The sequence below is a fragment of the Streptomyces laurentii genome (assembly GCF_040635425.1).
Classification (GTDB): domain Bacteria; phylum Actinomycetota; class Actinomycetes; order Streptomycetales; family Streptomycetaceae; genus Streptomyces; species Streptomyces laurentii.
Genome location: NZ_JBEYHT010000018.1, coordinates 20528 through 41096, shown reverse-complemented (window position 1 = coordinate 41096; position 20569 = coordinate 20528). Strand labels below are relative to the sequence as shown.

Below are 20569 nucleotides of genomic sequence, written 5' to 3'. Positions count from 1 at the left end.
ATGCTCCGTAAAGGCACCGTCGCTCTGATCAACCCCAACCAGATCCACCCCCCGATCGCGCCGTACGCGCTGGACGTGCTCACCACCGCGCTGGAGGCCTCCGGCTTCGAGGCGCACGTCCTGGACCTCACCTTCCACCTGGACGACTGGCGGCAGACCCTCCGGGACTACTTCCGGGCGGAGCGCCCGCTGCTCGTCGGCGTGACCTGCCGCAACACCGACACGGTGTACGCGCTTGAGCAACGCCCCTTCGTGGACGGGTACAAGGCGGTCATCGACGAGGTACGGCGGCTCACCGCCGCGCCGGTCGTCGCGGGCGGAGTGGGCTTCTCCACCATGCCCTTCGCCCTGGTCGACTACTTCGGCATCGAGTACGGGGTGAAGGGGCCGGGCGAGAAGATCATCTGCGATCTGGCGCGGGCGCTCGCGGAGGGACGGTCCGCCGACCGCATCCACATCCCTGGACTGCTGGTCAACCGCGGCCCCGGGAACGTCACCAGAGTGGCCCCGCCCGCGCTGGATCCCCGCGCGGCCCCCGCGCCTTCTTCCTCGCCCTCGCCCGCGCCCTCTTCCTCGTCCGCCCCGGTCCCCGTCCCGCTGTCGTTCGCGGCCGTCGGCCACCACGAGAGCCGGGCCTGGCAGGCGGAGACCGAACTCCCCTACACCCGGCGGTCGGGCGAGCCGTACAAGGTCGACAACCTGCGCTACTACCGCGAGGGCGGCCTGGGCAGCATCCTGACCAAGAACGGCTGCGTCTACAAATGCAGCTTCTGCGTCGAACCGGACGCCAAGGGAACGCAGTTCGCGCGGCGCGGCATCACGGCGGTGGTGGACGAGATGGAGGCGCTGACCGCCCAGGGCATCCATGATCTGCACACCACGGACAGCGAGTTCAACCTCTCGATCGCGCACAGCAAGAACCTGCTGCGGGAGATCGTGCGGCGCCGCGACCACGACGCGACCAGCCCGCTGCGCGACCTCCGGCTCTGGGTCTACTGTCAACCTTCCCCGTTCGACGAGGAGTTCGCGGAGCTGCTGGCCGCCGCCGGCTGCGCGGGCGTGAACATCGGCGCCGACCACACCCGTCCCGAGATGCTCGACGGGTGGAAGGTGACCGCGAAGGGCACCCGATACTACGACTTCGCCGACACCGAGCGGCTGGTGCAGCTGTGCCACCGCAACGGCATGCTGACGATGGTCGAGGCGCTCTTCGGCATGCCGGGGGAGACCCTGGAGACCATGCGCGACTGCGTCGACCGGATGATGGAACTCGACGCCACGGTCACCGGGTTCAGCCTCGGCCTCCGGCTCCTCCCCTACATGGGCCTGGCCAAGTCCCTGGCCGAGCAGTGCGACGGGGTACGCACGGTCCGCGGGCTCCAGTCCAACAACGCGTCGGGGCCGATCGTCCTGAAGCAGCTGCACCAGTGCGACGGACCCATCGAGTACGAACGGCAGTTCATGTTCGACGAGTCCGGCGACTTCCGGCTCGTCTGTTACTTCTCCCCCGACCTCCCCGAGGCTCCGGGGACGGCGGACAGCCCCGACGGGATCTGGCGGGCCTCGGTCGACTTCCTCTGGGACCGCATCCCGAAGTCCGAGCAGTACCGGGTGATGCTGCCGACCCTCTCCGGCAGCAGCGAGAACGACAACAACTACGCCGACAACCCCTTCCTCACCAGCCTGAACAGGAAGGGATACACGGGCGCTTTCTGGGCCCATTGGCGCGACCGCGAGGCGATCATGAGCGGCGCCGCGCTCCCGCTCGGGGAGCTCGCGGAGGCCGTCCGGTGACCGCCCCCGCGCTCCCGCTCGCCGGGCAGGTCGCGCTGGTCACCGGGGCCGGCCGCGGCATCGGGCGGATGGTCGCGGTCGCCCTCGCCGAGGCGGGCATGGCCGTCGGACTGGTCGGCCGGAACCGGCGGCTCCTCGACGTCACCGCGCGCGCCTGCGCCGCCGCCCGCGAAGCCGCCTCCGGGGACGGCTCCGGGGACGGCTCCGGAGGCGGCTCCGGAGGCGGTCCGGAAGCCGGTGTCGCCGTGGCGGTGGCGGATGTCCGCGCGCCCGCCGAGATCCGGGAGGCCGCCGAGGCGGTACGGGCCGCGCTCGGCCCCGTCGACCTCCTGGTGAACAACGCCGGCCTGGTGGACCAGGGCGAACTCCCCTTCTGGGAAGCCGATCCGGAGCGGTGGTGGGAGGTCTTCGAGACGAACGTCCGCGGCACCGTCAACACCTGCCGGGCCGTGCTGCCGGAGATGACCCGCCGCGGATCGGGCCGCGTCGTCAACGTCAACTCCCGCCTCGCCGTCCAGGGAGACCCCCGCTACTCCGCCTACTGCGGCTCCAAGGCGACGCTGCTCGCCCTGGACGCGGTCGCGGCGGAACCGCTCCGGGACCGCGGGGTCCATCTGTTCGACATCAGTCCGGGCATGGTGCGCACCGACATGACCCTGTCGATGGCCGTCTGCGCGGGCCGCGACGACTGGACGGACCCCGCCCTGTTCCTCGCGGCGATACTCCGCGTGGCCCACGGCGACCTCGACCCCCTCGCCGGCCGCTTCCTCCACGTGGGCGCCGACGACTTCGACGCGTTACTGAGCGAACGGCGGCTCGCCGTCTGACGGCACCACCTGCGAGGACGAGTGCGGAGCGGACCGCGGGGCCGGACCGGAATCCGGCCGGGACCCGGGCCGGCCTCGGGCCGGACCTCGGCCGGTCCTCGGGCCGGTCCTCGGGCCGGAACCCTGATCGAACCCTGGGGCAATCCAGGGGTTCTCTTCGGGGGTTTCCCTGATGTCGGCGTGCCGGCGGGGCCGTTAGCGTCGTGGAGCGTCAGACGGCAGACGTCGGGCACCACGGGGGTCTGGTCGTGGCCCGGCGTCGCCGTCGGGCCACGCCGGCCCGGCCCGGGGCCGGGCGACCGTTCGCAACAGGGGGATCTCGCATGCGCAAGAACATCCGTCTACTCGGCGTCTCCGTGGCGGCGGCCGGACTGGCCGTCGGCGCGCTCTCCGGGTGCGGCATGGTGGTGAACGAGATGTACGAGGACAGCAGTTCGCTGCCCGAGAAGATCACCTCGGTCCGGCTGGAGAACGGCTCGGGCCGCGTCACCGTCAACGGCACCAAGGCCGGCGGGCCCCTGTCGCTGCGCCGCACGGTCTCGTACCAGGACAAGAAGCCCGACGGCCCCACCCACCGGGTCGAGAACGGGGTGCTGATCCTCGGCGACTGCGGTGACGACATCGACTTCTGCTCGGTCGGGTACAGCGTCGACGTCCCCGCCGGCATCCCGGTGAGCGGCAAGGTCACCAACGGCACGGTCAAGCTGACGAAGGTGGGCGCGGTCCAGGTGACCACCACGTCCGGCCGGATCGAGATGACCGGGGTGAACGGCGCGGTCGACGTGAGGACCACCAACGGCCGCATCACCGGATCGGACGTCAAGGGCGGCGGGATCAAGGCCCGGACGTCCAACGGGGGCATCGAGCTGAACCTGGCCGCGGACCTGGACGTCCAGGCGACGACGACCAACGGCACCATCGCCCTGAAGGTGCCGGGCACGGGCTACCGGATAGACGCGCAGACGGCCAACGGCGACAAGCGGATCGGTCTGACCGACGACCCGGCGGGCCCGCACCGGCTCACGCTGAAGACCAGCAACGGGAGCATCAGCGTCAAGAACTCCTGACCGGCCCGGTCTCGTCCGGCTCACGGGGCGTCCCGGCACGGCGGGTCGTAGTCCTGCCCGGGGACGTACTGCGCCCACAGGGCCGGGGTGAGGACGTTCCCGGTGGCCGCGCAGACGGTGCGGGCCGCGGCCTCCGGGTCGGTGGTCCAGATACGTACGGGCTGGTCCTCCGCGGTGCTCGCCAGAGTGCGCCCGTCCGGGGCGAAGGCGAGAGCGACCATCTTCTGCGCGCTGCCGGCGATGGCGCGGCTGAGGAAGGACGCACGGTCGGCACCCGTGAAGCGGATGCCGCCTTCGCCGCTGCCCACCGCCACCAGGTCTCCGCGCGCGGTCGCCGCCAGGGCGGTGGTCGTGCCGCGCGGGTCCGAGGAGCCGCGTGCGACCGGCCGCGCCGGGTCCGCGAGGTCCCAGAGGGTCAGTTCGCCGTCCTGGTCGGCCCGGGCCAGCGTCCGGCCGTCGCCGCTGAGCGCCAGCGCCTGGAGTTTGTCCTGTTTGGAAGGCCCGGGCAGCGTGGCCGTACGGTGCGACGCCGCCCGGTCCCACAGCTCGGCGCTCCCGCCGTGGCGCCCGACGCCGATCATCCGCCCGTCCGCACTGACCGTCAGCCCCTCGATGCCGTCCTCCTTGCCCGGCAGGCTTCCGGTCGCGGCGGGCCGGTCCGGCGGGGTGAGACCCCAGACCCGCACGGTGGCCCCGTCCTCGAAGACCAGCGTCCGGCCGTCCCCGCTCAGCCTCGCGTCGTCACCGGAGCCCTGGCTCGCCCCGGGCGTACGGGAGAGTTCCCGGGGTCGGGCCGGATCGGCGAGGTCCCACAGCACGAGAGGGCCGTCGCCGCCCGTGGCGAGCGTCCGGCCGTCCCGGCCGAAGCCGAGGACGGTCACTTGCTTCGTCGTCCCGGTGTTCAGCGTGCCGAGCGGGCGGGGGGCGCCGGCCGGCGAGGCGAGGTTCCACAGCCGGACCGTCCCGTCGGACCCGCCGGTGGCGAGAGTCCGGCCGTCCGGGGCGAAGGCGAGCGACAACGCGCCGTACGCGGCGGCGGGAAGCACCCGCCCGGGCAGGCTCCACAGCTGGAGCTGTCCGGCCTGGGTACCGCCGACGAGGGTGCGGCCGTCGGGGCTGAAGGCCAGGCCCCGGACGTTGGAGGGAGGGGCGGGGACGGCGGTACCGGCCGGGGACTGGGCCGGGTCGGTGACGTTCCACAGCCGCACGGTCCGGCCCCGGTCCGAGACGGCCAGGGTCTGGCCGTCGGCGCTGAAGGCCAGGGAGAGCACATCGCCCGCCGCCGGCAGATAGAACCGGAGCCGGACGGGGCGGGCCGGGTCGGCGAGGTCCCACAGCCAGACCCGGGCGTCGTTGCCCATCGCGAGGGTCCGCCCGTCGGGGCTGTAGGCGATCCGGTAACCGCTCGCGCTGGGCAACGGCGGGACCGGTTCCACGGGTGCCCGGTCCGGATGGGCCAGATCCCACACCCGTACGGGGCCGTTGCGCCAGGCCCCGGTGAGCGTGCGGCCGTCGGCCCCGAAGCGCAGGCTCTCCGGGAAGCCGTAGGCGCCGGCGAGCCGGCGGGGCGGGGCGGGCCGGGCGGGACCGTCCGGGCCGGCGGCCGGGGTGCCGAGGTCCACGAGGACCATCCGGCGGTCCGGGCCGACGCCCGCCAGGGTGCGGCCGTCCGGACCGAACGCCACGACGTAGCTGGTCGCGACAGCCGAGGGCAGCGGAAGCACGACGGGCTTGGCGGGGTCGGTGACGTCCCACAGCCGGGCCGGGGTGTTGAAGCTCCGGCCGCTGGCCAGGAGCCGGCCGTTCGGGCTGAAGACCATGTTGGTGCTCAAGGCGGAGTCGTCGACCGGTGCGCCGAGCGGCCGGAGGCGGGCCGGATCGGCGGCGTCCCACAGCCGCAGCTTGCCGTCCTCACCCGTACTGGCGAGGACGCGTCCGTCGGGGCGGTAGACGGTCTCGTGGACCATGTTCTGCCGATGGGCCGCCCTCGTGCGCGGAAGGATCGAGTTGCCGTCGGCGAGCACGTTCAGGGTGGTCTCGGGGCGCGGTGCGAGGCGGTGGGCCACCAGGTCCAGCTGGGCCGCGAGCGCCGGGTCCGTCGCGCGCACCCCGGCGGCCTGCGAGACGATCCGGGCGGCCAGCGCCTGGCGCTGCTCGGCGCGGGCCGAGCCACTCTGCCGCAGGGCCGCGAACGAGGCCGCGGCGGCGACGACCACGAGCACGACGAGGACGGCCGTGAGCCGGTGCCGGATCCGTACCGCCCGCTTGGCGCGCCGCACGGACGTGTCGAGGAAGGCGCGCCGCAGCGGGTCGTCCTCGTCCGGGTCGTCGGGCGGGGGCGCCGCGTCGAGGGCGCGGGCGAGCGGGGCTCCCCGGTAGAGGGCGTCGTGCTCGTGTCCGGCGGCGGCCCAGGCGCGGGCGGCGGCGTCCAGGTCCTGGAGGATCAGGTTGCGGGGCCGGTCGTCGTCGATCCAGCCGCGCAGCCGGGGCCAGGCGGTCAGCAGCGCCTCGTGCGTGATGGCGACGGTGTCGCGGTCCTGGACGAGCAGGCGCTTGGTGGTGAACGCGGCGAGCACCGCCTCGGCGCGCGCCCGGTCGGGGATGGCGTCGAGAAGCTGTTCGCGGCGGACCCGGCGGCGGCTGTCGGCGGTGTCCTCGCCGACCGTCACCAGACCGAGGAACAGCCGCCGGGCGATCCGCCGTTCGGCGGCGTCGAGGCGGTCGAAGACCCGTTCGGCGGTGTTCCCGACGGCGTGGGCGACACCACCCGTGCCCGTGTAGCCGTCGACGGTGAGCAGGCGGCCCTGCCGGTTCTGCCAGGTGGCGCGCAGGGCGTGGGCGAGCAGCGGCAGCGCTCCCGTCTCGGGGTGGTCGCCGCTCCGGTCGCCGCCGGAGCCCGCTCCGCGGCCTTCCGGGCCGGCCGCGGGCTCGGTGGCGGAGAAGTCGGCGAGGAGGAGTTCGACGAGCCCCGGTTCGAGGCGCAGTCCGGCGGCGCGGGCGGGCCGGCGTATCGCGTCGGCGAGTTCGGCGCGGGTCAGGGCGGGGAGGAGCAGCTGGCCGTTCTGTACGGCGGTCCGCAGCCAGGGAAGTTCGGCGCAGCGGGCGTAGAAGTCGGCGCGCAGGGCGAGGACGACGACGGCGAGCGGGGCGTCGCCGCTGCCCGCGCCCGGGTCCGCCAGCCAGGCCAGCAGTTCGGTGAAGCCCTGCCGTTCGGCGGGGTCGGCGCAGAGGGTGAAGAGTTCCTCGGCCTGGTCGACCACCACGAGCGTCCGTGCGGGCACGGCCTCGCGCAGCCGCCGCGCGAAGCGCGTCCGGTCGGCGGTCCACCAGTGCGCCATCCGGTCCGGCTCCTCGTCGGCGAGCCGGGCGAGACGGGCGGTCAGTTCGGCGAGGGGGCGGGCCGTCGGGGTGAGCAGCAGCCGCGGCCAGTGCCGCGATCCGGGCACCGGCACCCGGGCCTGGTCGAGGTCCTGCCAGAGCCCGGCCTGGAGCAGCGAGGTCTTGCCCGCGCCGGACGGGGCGACGACGACCAGCGGGGTGCGGCCGGCATGGCAGTCGGCGAGCCGTTCGCCGAGTTCGGTGAGGAGCCGGCGGCGGCCGAAGAAGCGGTCGGCCTGGTCGGCGGTGAAGGCGGAGAGACCGGGATAGGGGCAGTCGTCGGTGACCGGGCCGACGGTGTGGTGCTCGCGGCCGTCGGCGGTCTCGGTGTAGTCGATGTGGAGATGGACGTCGCCCTGCTCGGCGACGTACATGTCCCGCCCCGAGGCGAACGCGTGCGAAGACGCCGGCCCCGGGATGTCGGACAACGGGTCGGTGGGCCCCTCGTCCGGCCGGTCGCCTGGCCGCTCGCGCGGCCGGCCGGGCCGACGTTCCTCGTCGGGAGTGCTCACCGCTCGGCCCCCTCGGGACTCGCTGCCCGCCGTGCACATGACGTGCCGCCAGGCTAGCGGCGCCCCGGACGGCCGGGGAAGGCGGAAGCGAAGGGACAAGCGGGGAACAAGCGGGAAGGGAGAGCGGAGGAAGCGTGAAGGCGCGCGGGTGACGTGCGGTGGCCGGGCCGGGAAGGGCCGGCCGGGGAAAGGCTTGGCCGGGGGGAACGGCATCGGGGGGACAGCCGTTCCCCCCGATGAGAACCGGACCTGCCAGTCCAGCGCCGTGATCAGGGGACGCACTCGGCGCGGACCCCGCAGTGAGGGCCGGTTCCAAAGCCCTGCGGATTCCTGCCAGATCCGCTGGGCTCGAGACCCATCCTGCTCGTTCGCCCGCCGCTCCGGGGGTCGGCGAAAGGCCCCGTTCACTGGGCCATTGGTCCATAAAGACCCGGCCGGAAGGCGCTCGGTTAGACTCGGCGACCGCGTAAACGCGGCGCCGGGAGCGGTGACGGCGGCGGCAGCGGTGGTGACAGGGGTTTCAGGGGCGACTGGGGAGAGCGGACGAATGGCGCAGGTGAAGAAGGTCGCGCTCTATGCGGTCGGGGTTTTCGTGCTGTACACGATCATCACGTCCCCGGCCCGGGCGGCGGACCTCGTCCAGGTAGGGTTCGAGGGCATATCGAGCGCCGCTCAGAGCGTCGGCCAGTTCATGACGGAGCTCGTCAACTGAGTCGACCGACTCGCACCGGACTCGCCCACGGGAGACGGCAGTGATCCGCCATCTGGTCCTCTTCAAGCTCGACGACGGCGTCCGGCGCGACGACCCCCGCGTGATCGCGGGCGCCGAGGCGTTCCGCGCCCTCGGTTCGCGGATCCCCGAGCTGACGTTCTGGGAATGCGCCTGGAACATCAGCGACCGGCCGATCGCGTACGACTTCGCCATCAACTCCGCCGTCGCCGACCGGGACGCGCTCCAGCGCTATCTGGACCACCCGGCGCACCAGGCGGGCGTCGCGCTCTGGCGCGAGTTCTCCACCTGGGTGATCGCCGACTACCCGTTCGAGGCCTGATCCCCCGCCTCGTCCTCCGCGGCGCGCACGCGTCACCACCCTTCCGGGCCCTTCGCCGTCGACGGCGGAGGGCCCGGATTCTTACCCGCCCGACGCTCACTCAACACGTGGTTATGCGGTGCTTGCACACAGTGGACATGTCTTGTGATGCTATGACCGCTTTTGACGAATGAGTCGACCGAAGTTGACGTGAAGGGGTGGCGTGAACGTGCCGGCCAGTGCAGCGCCTCAGGTCCCTCCCCAGAACGAGCCCGGAACCCCGACCACGCCCGGCGCCCCCCGTACGCCCGGCACCGCCGGTGCCCCCGACACCGACGCCGCCGCCGCCGACATCCCGAGCGCTTCCGACGACTCCGGAGGCACCGAAGAGTCCGGCGACTCCGGTCACCCCGGCGACTCCGGTCACCCCGGCGACTCCGACACGCCCGAGACCGCCGACGGCACCCCCGGCGCGCGCACCGGCCACCGCCCCGGCACCCGCGGCGCCGACACCCGCGCCCTCACCCAGGTGCTCTTCGCGCGGCTCAAGAACCTGGAGCCGGGCACCCCGGAACACCAGCACGTCCGCGGCGCCCTGATCGAGGCGAACCTCCCCCTCGTCCGCTACGCCGCCGCCCGCTTCCGCAGCCGCAACGAGCCGATGGAGGACGTGGTCCAGGTCGGCACCATCGGCCTGATCAACGCCATCGACCGCTTCGACCCGGACCGGGGCGTGCAGTTCCCGACCTTCGCCATGCCGACCGTCGTCGGCGAGATCAAGCGCTACTTCCGCGACAACGTCCGCACGGTCCACGTCCCCCGCCGCCTCCACGAACTGTGGGTCCAGGTCAACGGCGCCACCGAGGACCTCACCACCGCCCACGGCCGCTCCCCGACCACCGCCGAGATCGCCGAACGCCTCAAGATCGGCGAGGACGAGGTGCTCGCCTGCATCGAGGCCGGCCGCTCGTACCACGCCACCTCCCTGGAGGCCGCCCAGGAGGGCGACGGCCTGCCCGGCCTGCTCGACCGCCTCGGCTACGAGGACCCCGCGCTCGCCGGCGTCGAACACCGCGACCTCGTACGGCATCTGCTCGTCCAGCTGCCCGAGCGCGAGCAGCGCATCCTGATGCTCCGCTACTACAGCAACCTGACGCAGTCCCAGATCAGTCAGGAGCTCGGGGTCTCGCAGATGCACGTGTCAAGGCTCCTCGCCCGGAGCTTCGCCCGCCTGAGATCCGCAAATCGGATCGAGGCGTAACCGGATCGGGTAGACCCTTCCGGAGCACCTTTAAGGCACCTCAAAAGCCGCACACCCCTTGTTTCCTGCGGATACTCGACTCCGCTGTGTCGACAAGTCACTACAGCGCGTTGCCGACTTGTGACATTCTGCAGAAACCGCGTTTGCCACGGCCTCACCTCCGGTATTCAGGTGGAGGCTGCGTTCCTCAGATGGCCGTGGCCGCCACGACCGTCCGCGACCTCAAAGGGGGTGGCATGTCCGCAGAACAGGGCAGCTCGAAGGTGCTCACGCTCACGCCCATGCCCGTGCCCGCGCAGACGACGGCGCCGACCGCCGCCGATGGCGACGCGGGCCTCGCCGCCACGCCGACGGCCGTCACGACCGAGGCCATCGACACCCGTACGCTCTCCCGCTCCCTCTTCCTGCGGCTGCGCGCCCTGGACGACGAGGGCGCGGCCGATGACAGCCCGGAGCGGACCTACGTCCGCGACACCCTGATCGAGCTCAACCTCCCCCTCGTGCGCTACGCGGCGGCCCGCTTCCGCTCCCGCAACGAGCCGATGGAGGACATCGTCCAGGTCGGCACCATCGGCCTGATCAAGGCGATCGACCGGTTCGACTGCGAACGGGGCGTGGAGTTCCCGACGTTCGCGATGCCGACCGTCGTCGGCGAGATCAAGCGCTTCTTCCGCGACACCTCGTGGTCCGTGCGCGTCCCGCGCCGCCTCCAGGAGCTGCGGCTCGCCCTCACCAAGGCCAGCGACGAGCTCGCGCAGAAGCTCGACCGCTCCCCGACCGTGCCCGAACTCGCCGCCGTGCTCGGGGTGTCGGAGGAGGACGTGGTCGACGGCCTGGCCGTCGGCAACGCGTACACCGCCTCCTCGCTCGACTCCCCCTCCCCGGAGGACGACGGCGGCGAGGGCTCCTTGGCCGACCGTCTCGGCTACGAGGACACGGCTCTGGAGGGCGTCGAGTACCGCGAGTCGCTGAAGCCGCTGCTCGCCAAACTCCCGCCCCGCGAACGGCAGATCATCATGCTGCGGTTCTTCGCGAACATGACCCAGTCGCAGATCGGCGAGGAGGTCGGCATCTCGCAGATGCACGTCTCGCGCCTGCTGACGCGCACGCTGGCGCAGCTTCGCGAGGGCCTGATCGCTGACTGAACTCCCGCTTCCGCCCGACCACTTCCTTCCTGACGCCTCGTCAGTCACACTGCCGCCATGGCAGCCCAGGGACGGTGGCGCGGGTGTGGGGAACGGCCGGGAGTCGTACTCGTGTCCGTGGTCGCGCTCTGTCTCGGCGGAGCGCTGACCGCGTGCGGCGCGGACGACGACGGCCAGGGCTACGCGGCGGTCGGCGCCGGCGCGGGAGGCCCCAAGGGCGCCGTGCCACCGTCCGGTTCGGTCACGATGGTCCCGCTGGGGCCTGACCGTTCCTCTCCCCCGCCTTCACGGTTGCCGTCGCCGTCACCCTCGGCGGAGCCGAAGGGGGGCGGGGCTGCGACAGCGGATCCGTCGACCTCGCCTCGTACGCCTGGGGCTGGGGCTGCGCCGGGGGCGTCGGGAGGATCGGACGCACCAGACGCGCAGGGCGGGCCGAAGGGCCCGGAAGCGCCGGGAGAGCCCGGGACGCCCGTTCCGGCCCCTCCGACCCCTCCGACGACCACGCCGGGCCCCACCGGCCCGCCGGCCCCCGCGGCGGTCACGCTCTCCGCTCCCGTACGGTCCGCCGCCGACCGGCGCTGGTGCGAGAAGGTGACGGTGACCTTCCGCAACACCGGGGGCACGGCCACCCGTTCGGGCAGCGTCACCTTCGCCACGCACGTGATCGGCGCGCTCGGCGTCGACTGGGCCACGCTCACATCCGACCAGCCCCTGCCCGCGCCCCTCGCGGCCGGGGCGTCCGAGACCCGTACGTACACGGTCTGCGTGGACGCCTGGCGGGTGCCGCTCGGCATGCGGGTCGACACCCGTGAGGTCACGGCCGAGTGGCGGTGACCTCGCGGCCCTTGGTCTACGGGCGCAGGGCGGCGAGCAGCCGTACGGCGAACTCCTCCGGGCGCTCCACGCACCCCACATGCCCGCCGGGGAAGACGGCGTGCGCGGCCCCGGTCAGCTCGACGAGCCGCCGGGCCGGCCCCACCAGCTCCTCCTGACCGTCCGCACCTCGATGGCACCGACCCCACTTCCGGGCGGGGAAGAATGGATCTCCCTCGGAATCGATGAAGCAGGGCCGTTTCTTCGAAGGGGAAGCGTGGGGGATTTTTATCCACAGCCTGTGAATAGTTTCCCGTCCCACCTCAGGCCAGGGCGAGAACAGCCACCGCCGGAGCCATGTAGATCAGCGGGAACGGGATGTGCCCGTACGCGCGGGCGCGGAGCACCGTGACGACAGCGCCCGCGAAGTAGAGGACCAGGCCGATCGCGGCGGCGACCCCGACGGCGGGGACGGCATAGCCGACCAGCAGCCCGACGGCGCCGGCCAGCTTGGCCGCGCCGAGCAGGTTCCAGGTGGCGCGCGGAACCCCGTACTCGGCCAGAGGCCCGACGACGAACGTCGCCCGGAAGAAGATCGCAGCACCGGAGAACCCGGCCATGAACGCGGCGACAGCGGTGACGACGGCGGCAGTGGTGGACATCTCGGTCTCCTCGTTCGGCCCGCGGCGGGCGTTTCCCGCACGCTCGCTTCACTGACACCGGGCGGGAGGGGGGTGTGACCGGGTACGGGGACTTCTTTTTCGGCGGCTGTGGCACGTGCGGCCCGGTGGGGTGGGGCTCGGTTCGCGGCCTGGGAAGGTGGGGCCGTGTCCGCCGGTTCGGGGTGCGCGGCAGTGGAATGGGGCATCCGGGCACGGCTCAGCGGCCGACCGCCGTCGGCCGGCCGGGGTTCATGCCCCGCTGGTCACCACCGGAGGGAAATGAGTCGGAATCCCGCGCCGGAATGGGGCGGGTGTGAACTCGCGTGGCCGCAGAGGCGGCCTGTTTCCACTCCGCGCGCTCGCGAAGGGACTTAATTCCCTCTCGCCCGGAATGCGGGAGGGAATTGCTCCGAAACGGCCACCCGTATGGACCAAAAACCCTGGCGGACATTGCCTCGGGGGTGCACGCGGTGTCAGTCTCTCCGCTGGTGGCAAGGCCGTCGAGCGTGCCACGTCCTCGGTTTGATTTCCCTGCGCGAGAGGCGATGGGCAATGAGTGAGCCACTTCGGGTGACGCCGGTAAGCGAGTCGCCGAACCAGTTCACCTACATCTACAACCTAGGGATCAACGGGCTTTTCACCTTGGCGTTCAGCGTCCCCGGTGTGACCCGTGACAGCGTCGTCATGGTGTCGATGTGCGAACTGGACGGCCGGACCGGCGCTCCGTTCATCGGGGACGCCACGATGACGGTGCACAACGTCGCTCCGGACGACGGTCAGGTGCACGTCCGGGGAGAGGTGAACTGGGACTCCGCCCTCTCCGTTCGCGTGTATTTCCTCGTCTCCTGACGCTGCCTGTTCGGGCGCTCGGGAGCCGTCCTGGGGACGGTCTCCCTCCTCATCCGCCCATGCGGGCACGCCCGTTGACCGCGTCCGTAGAATCCCGGGCATGGGCAATTTCTCCTGAACCGGCGAGCACGTTCCAGACCTCGACCCGGCGTCCGCCGGGTGCCGTCAGCGTGCCCTCACGCTCGCATCAGGAGACTCCCGCTTCCCATGTCCCACCCTTCCGCCTGCCCCGCGCTCGATGCCCGCATCGCCCGGCTGCGGCAGCTCGCCGAATCCGAACCCCGTCTTGAAGGCGTCCTTCTCTACGGGTCCTGGACCCTGGGCGAGGCCGACGCCCACTCCGACATCGAGGCGTACCTCTACGTCCAGGACCGGCACGTCGACGACTTCGACGGGCCCGCGTTCCTGGCGCGCCTCGCACCTCTCACGCTCGCCTACACCAACATGTACGGGGTCCTCGCGGTCGTCTTCGACGACCTCATGCGCGGCGAGTTCCACATCGTCGCCGCCAAGCCCGGTATCGACGAAGTCCCGGCCTGGGCCGGGATGGTGCACCTGCCCCGCCCCGAGGACGCCGTCCTGCTGGACCGCACCGGGCGCCTCACCGAGGCCGCCCGGCAGCTGGCGCGCTTCCGTCCGCCCGAGGCGGTGGCCACCGCCCGGCAGCTGACCGACGAACTGGCCAACTGGACGCTGATGCTCGCGCACGTCCTGGCCCGCGGTGAGACCGGCCGCGCCCACGCCCTGCTGCACACCGTCGTCGCACCTCAACAACTGCGGCTCTGCCGGCTCCTGCGGGACAGCACCGCCCACTGGCTCACCCCCAGCCGGGCCATGGAGCGGGACCTGCCCGCCGCCGACCTCGACCGGTACGTCTCCACCACCACCTCCGCCGCCCGCGACGCGGAGGTACGGGCCGCCGCCCGCGACAGTTGGCGCTGGAGCCGGGACCTCGCCGCCGAGGCGGCGGACCGCTGGGCCGTCCCCCTCCCCCATGGACTGCACGAGCGGATCAGCGGACTCCTGGAGGCCCCTCACTGATCACCGGGCCGCGACGGGGCTGCCCCTCCCCCCTGCGAATATGAGCTGTGCGCCGGACAAGGGAGGGTTTCGTGCAGAACTACAGGGCGACCATATTTCTCATCGTGTTCGTCCCTTCCATCGCGTCCGGGGCCGTCGGACGGATCTCCGGCGGCGGATGGGCCGGGGCCTGGGGCGTGGTCGAGGCCGCTCTGTGTGTCGCCGCCCTGGTGTTCGCGGCGGACGAGATCCGCCAGGGCTGGAAGAGAAAGCGGAGCGCCGACTAAGAAGCCACGGCCGGCATCCGGTCGGTCCGGAACAGGACGCACGGGCGGAGCGGCCCCTCGGGCGCGCTCGGGTCCTCGAAGTCGCAGGCCGGATCGCGGGTCATGCCGAGCCGGCGCATCACGGCCTGGGAGCGGAGGTTGCCGACGTTCGTCATCGCGACCACTTCCGGCAGGCCCAGGGTCTCGAAGGCGAAGGCCAGGCAGGCCAGGCCGGCTTCGGTGGCGTAGCCGTTCCCCCATACGGAGGGCTTCAGCCGCCATCCGACGTCCACGCCCGTCACCGGCACCCCCTTCACCTCGTCCAGCCCGGCGCGGCCGAGGAACTCGCCCGTCTCCCGTGACTCGAGGGCCCACCACCCGAAGCCCCGCGCGTCGAAGTCGGCCCGCATCCGGGCCACCGTCTCGTCGCTCTCTTCCCGCGTGAGCAGGTCGCCCAGGTACCTCCGGACTTCGAGGTCGGCGTTCATCGCCGCCCACGGCTCCAGATCGGACTCCCGCCAGCGACGGAGCAGAAGACGTTCGGTTCGCAGCTCTGTCATGCCGACCAACCAACCCGATCCGCCTCAGGGCGGCGAACGGTTATTTCGAGCCCGCGGCCGGCCGACGACTGCCGGAGCGATACCCGGGCTTCCGCGTGGCCCCCTCCTCCCGTACCCCCTCCTCCCCCACCTACCTCGATGGCCCCCGCGTACCGAAGTACAGGGGGGCCATCAGGTTCGTGCGGTGGTTCAGCCCAGCGCCAGCCAGGCCACGCCCGCCAGGACGGCGATCGCGACGATGACGCCGACGATCACGCCCACGCGCGGGCCGGAGGACGCGGAATGAACGGTCGCGTTCTGGTACTGCTGCTGACCCTGCGGGACGCCCTCGTCGACGAAGGCGCGGAACATCTGGGTGCTGCCGGCGGGGTCGTGGGAGCCCTCGGGGGGCTGACCGCCCTGGCCGTACGGTGCTTGGGGGTTGTGTGCCATGGCCCGGACCCTAGCGAAGTCGGACGGACGCCCCCAAGCCCTGCCCCGCCGTTCCCCCCGCCTCCGGCCGTGACCCGCACGACACCCCCGCCTTTACCGATTCTTTAGCCCTCTTTGACCGATTTAGTTTGCCTGAAGCAACCATCCATCTCTATCGTTGCTCTAAGCAACAAGATGGAGGGGTGCCCGATGGACCAGCTGAACCGGTACGAGGCGCTCAGCCGGCAGGTGAGTGCGATCGGAGCCGTCAAGCGCGGCCTCGCCCGTACCCTGCCGGCCGAATGCCCGGGCGGTTCCGCGATCGTCCTCGCACTGCTCAACCATCACGGCGACATGCGCATGAGCCGGGTCTCCGAGCTGATGTCGGTCGACATGTCGGTCAGCAGCCGGCACGTCGCCCACACGGTGGAGTACGGCTGGGTCGAACGACTGCCCGACCCGGCGGACCGGCGTTCTCGCATCCTGCGCCTCACCCCGGGGGGTGAGGCGATGCTCGCCGAACTCGACCGACGACTGAACGTCTTCCTCGCCCGCCATCTCGCGGAGTGGTCCGACGAAGACGTCGCACTGCTCACCACCCTGCTCGCCCGCCTCCGTGACGACTTCGGGGACTGCCGGGCCCACCACGCCTGACCTGCCAAGGCTTCACCCAGCCAGACCACGCGGCCAGACTTCACGCAAAGGACATTCATGGCTACCACCGCACCTGCCAAGGGTGCACAGGGGGACCGGGGCGACAGCTCCACCGCCCCGATGACACACCGGCAGATCATGGAGGCGCTGTCCGGGCTTCTGCTCGGCATGTTCGTCGCGATCCTGTCCTCCACGATCGTCTCCAACGCCCTCCCGCAGATCATCACCGACCTGGGCGGCGGCCAGTCCGCCTACACCTGGGTCGTCACCGCCTCGCTCCTGGCGATGACCGCGACCACCCCGCTCTGGGGCAAGCTGGCCGACCTCTTCTCGAAGAAGCTGCTGGTCCAGATAGCCCTGACCATCTACGTCGCGGGCTCGATCGTGGCGGGTCTGTCCCAGAGCCCCGGCATGCTCATCACGGTCCGCGTCGTCCAGGGCATCGGCGTCGGCGGTCTGACCGCCCTCTCCCAGATCATCCTGGCCGCCATGATCTCCCCGCGTGAGCGCGGCCGGTACAGCGGTTACCTCGGCGCCACGTTCGCCGTCGCCACCGTCGGCGGCCCGCTGCTCGGCGGCGTCATCACCGACACCGACTGGCTCGGCTGGCGCTGGTGCTTCTACGTCGGCGTGCCCTTCGCGATCATCGCCCTGGTGGTGCTCCAGAAGACCCTGAAGCTCCCCGTCGTGAAGCGCGACGTCAAGGTCGACTGGTCCGGCGCCTTCTTCATCAGCGCCGCCGTCTCCCTGCTCCTCGTCTGGGTCACCTTCGCCGGTGACAAGTACGACTGGATGTCCTGGCAGACGGCCGCCATGGTCGGCGGTTCGATCCTGCTGGGTCTCGTCTTCGTCCTGGTCGAGTCCCGCGCCTCCGAGCCGATCATCCCGCTGCGTCTGTTCCGCAACCGGACGATCACCCTCGCCTCGCTCGCCTCGCTCTTCGTGGGTGTCGCGATGTTCGCCGGCACGGTCTTCTTCAGCCAGTACTTCCAGCTGGCCCGCAACGAGTCGCCGACGATGTCCGGTGTCCTCACGATCCCGATGATCGCCGGACTCTTCGTCTCCTCCACGGTCTCCGGCCAGATCATCACCAAGACCGGCCGCTGGAAGGCCTGGCTGGTCAGCGGTGGCGCCTTCGCCACGGCCGGCCTCGGTCTGCTCGGCACGCTGCGGTACGACACCCCGTACTGGCACATCGCCCTCTTCATGGCGGTCCTCGGCCTCGGCCTCGGCATGATGATGCAGAACCTGGTCCTGTGCACCCAGAACCAGGTCGCGCCCGCCGACCTCGGCGTCGCGTCCTCCGTCGTCACCTTCTTCCGCTCCCTCGGCGGAGCGATGGGTGTCTCGGCGCTCGGCGCGATCATGGCCCACCGGGTCACGCAGTACGTCAATGAGGGCCTGACCGAGCTCGGCCCGAAGGCCGCGGCGGCCATGGGCCAGGGCGGCGGCAGCGGCATCCCGGACATGGACAAGCTGCCCGCCCCGATCCGTACGGTCATGGAGGCGGCGTACGGCCACGGTGTGGCCGATGTCTTCCTCTACTCGGCGCCGTTCGCGTTCGTCGCCTTCCTCGTGACGCTCTTCATCAAGGAAGTCGCGCTGAAGAGCAACGCGGTGAAGAAGGCCGACGCGCCGGAGCCGCAGGACGCCCCGGCGGACGCCGTTCCGGCCGACGCGGCCAAGTAGAAAAGCTCCCGGCCGCGCTTCGAGCGGAGGCGCGGCCGGGTACGTACGAAGCGGCGGGCAGGGGACGGCCCGCCGCTTCGTCATTTCTACGTATGTACGGTCATTCCGTATGTACGGTCATACGGTCACCCTTGCGCGCCCCGCTCCGCCGCCGCCTCCGCGCGGCCGCGCTCGACCATGACCTCGATGCCGGCGATCAGCACGTCCAGGGCGTAGTCGAAGTCCCGGTCCCAGATCTCGTCGACGGAGCCGTGCGAGAGCCGCTCGTCGAGGACCTCGCTCATCTCCTCCAGGGTCCCCGTGAACTGATCCTCCTCACGGAACGCCGCGATCGAGTCCGTGTAGAAGTCGTCCTGCGACATGCCGGCCTGCTGCGCGACCCGGCTGAACTGGCCCTCGATCGTCCCGTAGCCGTACACGAACTGGAAGACGGCGGACGTCGCGCTCGGCGTGCGCGAGACCGGCAGACCGCTGTCCCGGATGGCCTTGTGGATCTCGCCGCCGACGGCGATCGCGTGCGGTCCGACGTTGAGGTACTGGCCCGCGACCGCCGACATCCACGGGTGCCGCACCAGCATCCGCCGGTACTCGAGCGCGAGCACCCGGACCCGCTCCCGCCAGCCGTCGGCCGCCAGCACCGCGGCCAGGTCGACCTCCCCGTAGCAGGAGTCGAGGGCGTACTCGATGATGTCGTCCTTGGTGTCCACGTACCAGTACAGGGACATCGCGGTGACGTTCAGCTCGGTCGCGAGCCTGCGCATCGAGAGCTTGGCCAGGCCCTCCTCGTCCAGCATCCGGATCGACGTGACGACGATGCGGTCACGGTCGAGCCCGGCCGGGCCGCTGCCGCCACGGGCTGCCCGGCTGCGTTTGTTCGTCTCCAGCCAGACGCTGGAACGCGCCGGGTTCTTGGCCCTGTCCGCTGCCTTGGCCATCGCGTTCCTCCGTCTGTCCGTGGCTCACGCCCATGCTAAGCAGCGGACACCTGGTCCTCCGCTCCCTCACCGGCCGCCTCGGCCGCCGCCCGCCGCTCCGCGCGCTCGGCCCGGCTGAGCAGCGCCGCCGCCAGCAGACCGCCGGCGAAGACGGCGACCGCGCCGACCAGCTGGCTGGTCTGCAGGCCGCCGGCGAAGGCGTCGGAGATCTTCTGCCGCTCGGCGTCGCTGCCCGCCGCGGCCAGGGCGGCCGGGAGCGAGGTGGCGGTGACGGTGACGAGCGCGGCGAAGCGGGCGTTGAGGACGGCGCCGAGGATGGCGACGCCGAGGCCGTTGCCGAACTCGGCGAGCGTGCCGTTGACGCCGGCGCCGACACCCGCCTTCTCCGGCGGGATCGCGCTCATGATGGCGTTGGCCATGGCCGGGTTGGAGAGCGCGATGCCCGCGCCCATCAGGACCAGGCCGAGCAGCATGCCGCCGTAGCTGCCGTCCGTACCGCCGCCGAGCAGGGCGATCGAGGTCAGACCGGCGGCGACCAGGGACAGGCCGACGGCCACGGCCGATGCCGTACCGACCTTCATGACGAACCTCGGGCCGAGACCGGAGAGGTTGAGGACGACGATCGTCAGGGCGAGCGGCGTCATCCGCAGGCCCGCCTCCAGCGGCTCGTACCCGAGGACGAACTGCAGGTGCTGCGTCAGCAGGAAGAGTGAACCGCCCATGCCCAGCATCACCAGGATCGCGCCGGCGACGGCGCCGACGAACTTCTGGTTGCGGAAGAAGTGCATGTCGAGCATCGGGTACGGGATGTGCAGCTCCCAGGCCGCGAAGGCGCCGAGGACGGCGAGGCCGACCGCGGCCGAGACCAGTGTCTCGGCGGAGGTCCAGCCGCTGCCGGGGCCGGTGATGATCGCGTAGACGAGCGCGGTCATGCCGATGGTGGAGAGCAGCGCGCCGAGCGGGTCGGGGCGCTCGCCGTTCGGGTTCTTGGACTCCGGTACCAGTTTGAGGACGGCGACGAGGCCGATCACGGCGACCGGGATGTTGATCAGGAAGATCATTCCCCACCAGAAGTGGTTCAGGATCACGCCGCCGATCAGCGGGCCGGCGGCGAAGCCGAGGGAGCCGACGGTGGCCCAGATGGCGATGGCCTTGACCCGCTGGGAGTCGTCGAAGATCTGCATGACGACGGCGAGGGTCGTGGTCATCAGGAGCGCGCCGCCGACACCCATGCCGGCGCGGGCGGCGATCAGCTGGGCGGTCGAACCGGCGAGGCCGGCGGTGAGCGAGCCGATGCCGAAGAGCGCGAGGCCGAGCGCGAGGAGCTTCTTGCGGCCGTAGCGGTCGGCGGCGTTGCCCGCGGTGAGGAGCAGGCCGGACTGGACGAGCGAGTACGCGTTGATCATCCACTGGATGTCGCTGGTGGACGCGTGGAGCTCGCTGGTGAGGGAGGGGATCGCGACGCTGAGGACGGTGTTGTCCAGCAGCACGGTGAGCTGGGCGAGGCAGATGACGCCGAGGATCAGCCAGCGCTGGGGATGGCCGCCTGTCGCTACGGATCCGCTCGCGGCGGTCGACGACGCCGTCATGGGCAACTCCTTATACGGTGTACGAGGCGCGGTTCTCGTACACCGTAGAGGAGTCCTCTTACGCTGTATAGCAAATAAGGAAAGTGCGGCTCCGGCGGCGTAGTGG

19 protein-coding genes and 1 pseudogene are annotated in these 20569 nt (G+C 71.5%); 13 read left to right on the top strand and 7 right to left on the bottom strand.

Annotated features, from left to right (window positions below; all coding sequences use genetic code 11):
* From tsrM to ABZ693_RS14260, 3 genes are all read left to right on the top strand, one after another.
* Positions 1–1794: a thiostrepton biosynthesis tryptophan 2-C-methyltransferase TsrM gene (tsrM, locus tag ABZ693_RS14270; RefSeq protein WP_359876274.1), complete on the top strand. Its 1794-nt coding sequence runs from the start codon at positions 1–3 to the stop codon at positions 1792–1794.
* A complete protein-coding gene (locus tag ABZ693_RS14265; RefSeq protein ID WP_359876273.1) occupies positions 1791–2621 on the top strand; it encodes an SDR family NAD(P)-dependent oxidoreductase in 831 nt (276 codons plus the stop codon). Before tsrM ends, ABZ693_RS14265 begins: the two co-directional genes overlap by 4 nt.
* A gap of 323 nt (positions 2622–2944) precedes the next feature.
* Positions 2945–3688, top strand: coding sequence for a DUF4097 family beta strand repeat-containing protein (locus tag ABZ693_RS14260; protein WP_359876272.1), 744 nt, complete (start codon positions 2945–2947; stop codon positions 3686–3688).
* Between the two features lie 20 nt (positions 3689–3708).
* Here ABZ693_RS14260 and ABZ693_RS14255 read toward each other — a convergent pair whose 3' ends face one another.
* Entirely contained in the window at positions 3709–7578 is a 3870-nt protein-coding gene (locus tag ABZ693_RS14255) for an nSTAND1 domain-containing NTPase (protein ID WP_359876270.1), read from the bottom strand.
* A 547-nt stretch (positions 7579–8125) separates the two neighbouring features.
* On the opposite strand from ABZ693_RS14255, the gene ABZ693_RS14250 reads away from it, so the two are divergent.
* The 5 genes from ABZ693_RS14250 (at position 8126) to ABZ693_RS14230 (ending at position 11849) form a co-directional block, all read left to right on the top strand.
* Complete coding sequence (locus ABZ693_RS14250) at positions 8126–8290, top strand: hypothetical protein (RefSeq protein WP_359876268.1); 165 nt, start codon at positions 8126–8128, stop codon at positions 8288–8290.
* 40 nt (positions 8291–8330) lie between these two features.
* Complete coding sequence (locus ABZ693_RS14245; RefSeq protein ID WP_359876266.1) at positions 8331–8630, top strand: Dabb family protein; 300 nt, start codon at positions 8331–8333, stop codon at positions 8628–8630.
* 202 nt (positions 8631–8832) lie between these two features.
* Positions 8833–9870 (top strand): RNA polymerase sigma factor SigF, encoded by a 1038-nt coding sequence (locus tag ABZ693_RS14240; protein WP_435842423.1) that lies wholly within the window; start codon positions 8833–8835, stop codon positions 9868–9870.
* 236 nt (positions 9871–10106) lie between these two features.
* Positions 10107–11015, top strand: coding sequence for an RNA polymerase sigma factor SigF (locus ABZ693_RS14235; protein ID WP_359876262.1), 909 nt, complete (start codon positions 10107–10109; stop codon positions 11013–11015).
* Between the two features lie 597 nt (positions 11016–11612).
* On the top strand, positions 11613–11849 hold the full coding sequence (locus tag ABZ693_RS14230) for a hypothetical protein (protein WP_359876260.1): 237 nt from the start codon (positions 11613–11615) through the stop codon (positions 11847–11849).
* Between the two features lie 16 nt (positions 11850–11865).
* Here the strand turns inward: ABZ693_RS14230 and ABZ693_RS14225 are convergent, their stop codons facing one another.
* Both ABZ693_RS14225 and ABZ693_RS14220 read right to left on the bottom strand, forming a co-directional pair.
* Entirely contained in the window at positions 11866–11994 is a 129-nt protein-coding gene (locus ABZ693_RS14225) for a hypothetical protein (RefSeq protein WP_359876259.1), read from the bottom strand.
* A 157-nt stretch (positions 11995–12151) separates the two neighbouring features.
* Positions 12152–12490 (bottom strand): DoxX family protein, encoded by a 339-nt coding sequence (locus ABZ693_RS14220; protein WP_359876257.1) that lies wholly within the window; start codon positions 12488–12490, stop codon positions 12152–12154.
* Between the two features lie 552 nt (positions 12491–13042).
* Between ABZ693_RS14220 and ABZ693_RS14215 the strand changes: the two genes are divergently transcribed.
* From ABZ693_RS14215 to ABZ693_RS14205, 3 genes are all read left to right on the top strand, one after another.
* Positions 13043–13339 carry a hypothetical protein gene (locus tag ABZ693_RS14215; RefSeq protein ID WP_359876255.1) on the top strand — a complete coding sequence of 99 codons (297 nt, stop codon included), beginning with the start codon at positions 13043–13045 and terminating at the stop codon, positions 13337–13339.
* Between the two features lie 207 nt (positions 13340–13546).
* Positions 13547–14380, top strand: a complete 834-nt coding sequence (locus ABZ693_RS14210; RefSeq protein ID WP_359876253.1) for a nucleotidyltransferase domain-containing protein — start codon at positions 13547–13549, stop codon at positions 14378–14380.
* Positions 14381–14484: 104 nt separating this feature from the next.
* On the top strand, positions 14485–14646 hold the full coding sequence (locus ABZ693_RS14205) for a hypothetical protein (protein WP_359876251.1): 162 nt from the start codon (positions 14485–14487) through the stop codon (positions 14644–14646).
* Here the strand turns inward: ABZ693_RS14205 and ABZ693_RS14200 are convergent.
* The gene (locus ABZ693_RS14200; RefSeq protein ID WP_359876249.1) at positions 14643–15185 is read right to left on the bottom strand and encodes a GNAT family N-acetyltransferase; all 543 of its coding nucleotides are present in this window, start codon (positions 15183–15185) and stop codon (positions 14643–14645) included. The genes ABZ693_RS14205 and ABZ693_RS14200 overlap by 4 nt on opposite strands.
* A 189-nt stretch (positions 15186–15374) precedes the next feature.
* Positions 15375–15617, bottom strand: coding sequence for a hypothetical protein (locus ABZ693_RS14195; RefSeq protein WP_359876248.1), 243 nt, complete (start codon positions 15615–15617; stop codon positions 15375–15377).
* Positions 15618–15806: 189 nt separating this feature from the next.
* On the opposite strand from ABZ693_RS14195, the gene ABZ693_RS14190 reads away from it, so the two are divergent.
* Both ABZ693_RS14190 and ABZ693_RS14185 read left to right on the top strand, forming a co-directional pair.
* Positions 15807–16250 carry a MarR family winged helix-turn-helix transcriptional regulator gene (locus ABZ693_RS14190; RefSeq protein ID WP_359876246.1) on the top strand — a complete coding sequence of 148 codons (444 nt, stop codon included), beginning with the start codon at positions 15807–15809 and terminating at the stop codon, positions 16248–16250.
* A gap of 120 nt (positions 16251–16370) precedes the next feature.
* A pseudogene (locus ABZ693_RS14185) lies at positions 16371–17915 on the top strand (MDR family MFS transporter); the annotation flags it as partial.
* 149 nt (positions 17916–18064) lie between these two features.
* On the opposite strand, the gene ABZ693_RS14180 reads toward ABZ693_RS14185, so the two are convergent.
* Positions 18065–18874, bottom strand: a complete 810-nt coding sequence (locus tag ABZ693_RS14180; RefSeq protein ID WP_359876243.1) for a TetR/AcrR family transcriptional regulator — start codon at positions 18872–18874, stop codon at positions 18065–18067.
* Between the two features lie 35 nt (positions 18875–18909).
* Positions 18910–20463 carry an MFS transporter gene (locus tag ABZ693_RS14175; RefSeq protein WP_359876241.1) on the bottom strand — a complete coding sequence of 518 codons (1554 nt, stop codon included), beginning with the start codon at positions 20461–20463 and terminating at the stop codon, positions 18910–18912.
* Positions 20464–20569 lie beyond the last annotated feature (106 nt).

Bases quoted from the DNA above. Each gene is read 5' to 3' on its own strand.
- ABZ693_RS14200 (WP_359876249.1), bottom strand. From the start codon at position 15,185: ATGACAGAGCTGCGAACCGAACGTCTTCTGCTCCGTCGCTGGCGGGAG.
- ABZ693_RS14175 (WP_359876241.1), bottom strand. From the start codon at position 20,463: ATGACGGCGTCGTCGACCGCCGCGAGCGGATCCGTAGCGACAGGCGGC.
- ABZ693_RS14260 (WP_359876272.1), top strand. From the start codon at position 2,945: ATGCGCAAGAACATCCGTCTACTCGGCGTCTCCGTGGCGGCGGCCGGA.
- ABZ693_RS14235 (WP_359876262.1), top strand. From the start codon at position 10,107: ATGTCCGCAGAACAGGGCAGCTCGAAGGTGCTCACGCTCACGCCCATG.
- ABZ693_RS14195 (WP_359876248.1), bottom strand. From the start codon at position 15,617: ATGGCACACAACCCCCAAGCACCGTACGGCCAGGGCGGTCAGCCCCCC.
- ABZ693_RS14180 (WP_359876243.1), bottom strand. From the start codon at position 18,874: ATGGCCAAGGCAGCGGACAGGGCCAAGAACCCGGCGCGTTCCAGCGTC.
- ABZ693_RS14210 (WP_359876253.1), top strand. From the start codon at position 13,547: ATGTCCCACCCTTCCGCCTGCCCCGCGCTCGATGCCCGCATCGCCCGG.
- ABZ693_RS14190 (WP_359876246.1), top strand. From the start codon at position 15,807: ATGGACCAGCTGAACCGGTACGAGGCGCTCAGCCGGCAGGTGAGTGCG.
- ABZ693_RS14215 (WP_359876255.1), top strand. From the start codon at position 13,043: ATGAGTGAGCCACTTCGGGTGACGCCGGTAAGCGAGTCGCCGAACCAG.
- tsrM (WP_359876274.1), top strand. From the start codon at position 1: ATGCTCCGTAAAGGCACCGTCGCTCTGATCAACCCCAACCAGATCCAC.
- ABZ693_RS14220 (WP_359876257.1), bottom strand. From the start codon at position 12,490: ATGTCCACCACTGCCGCCGTCGTCACCGCTGTCGCCGCGTTCATGGCC.
- ABZ693_RS14250 (WP_359876268.1), top strand. From the start codon at position 8,126: ATGGCGCAGGTGAAGAAGGTCGCGCTCTATGCGGTCGGGGTTTTCGTG.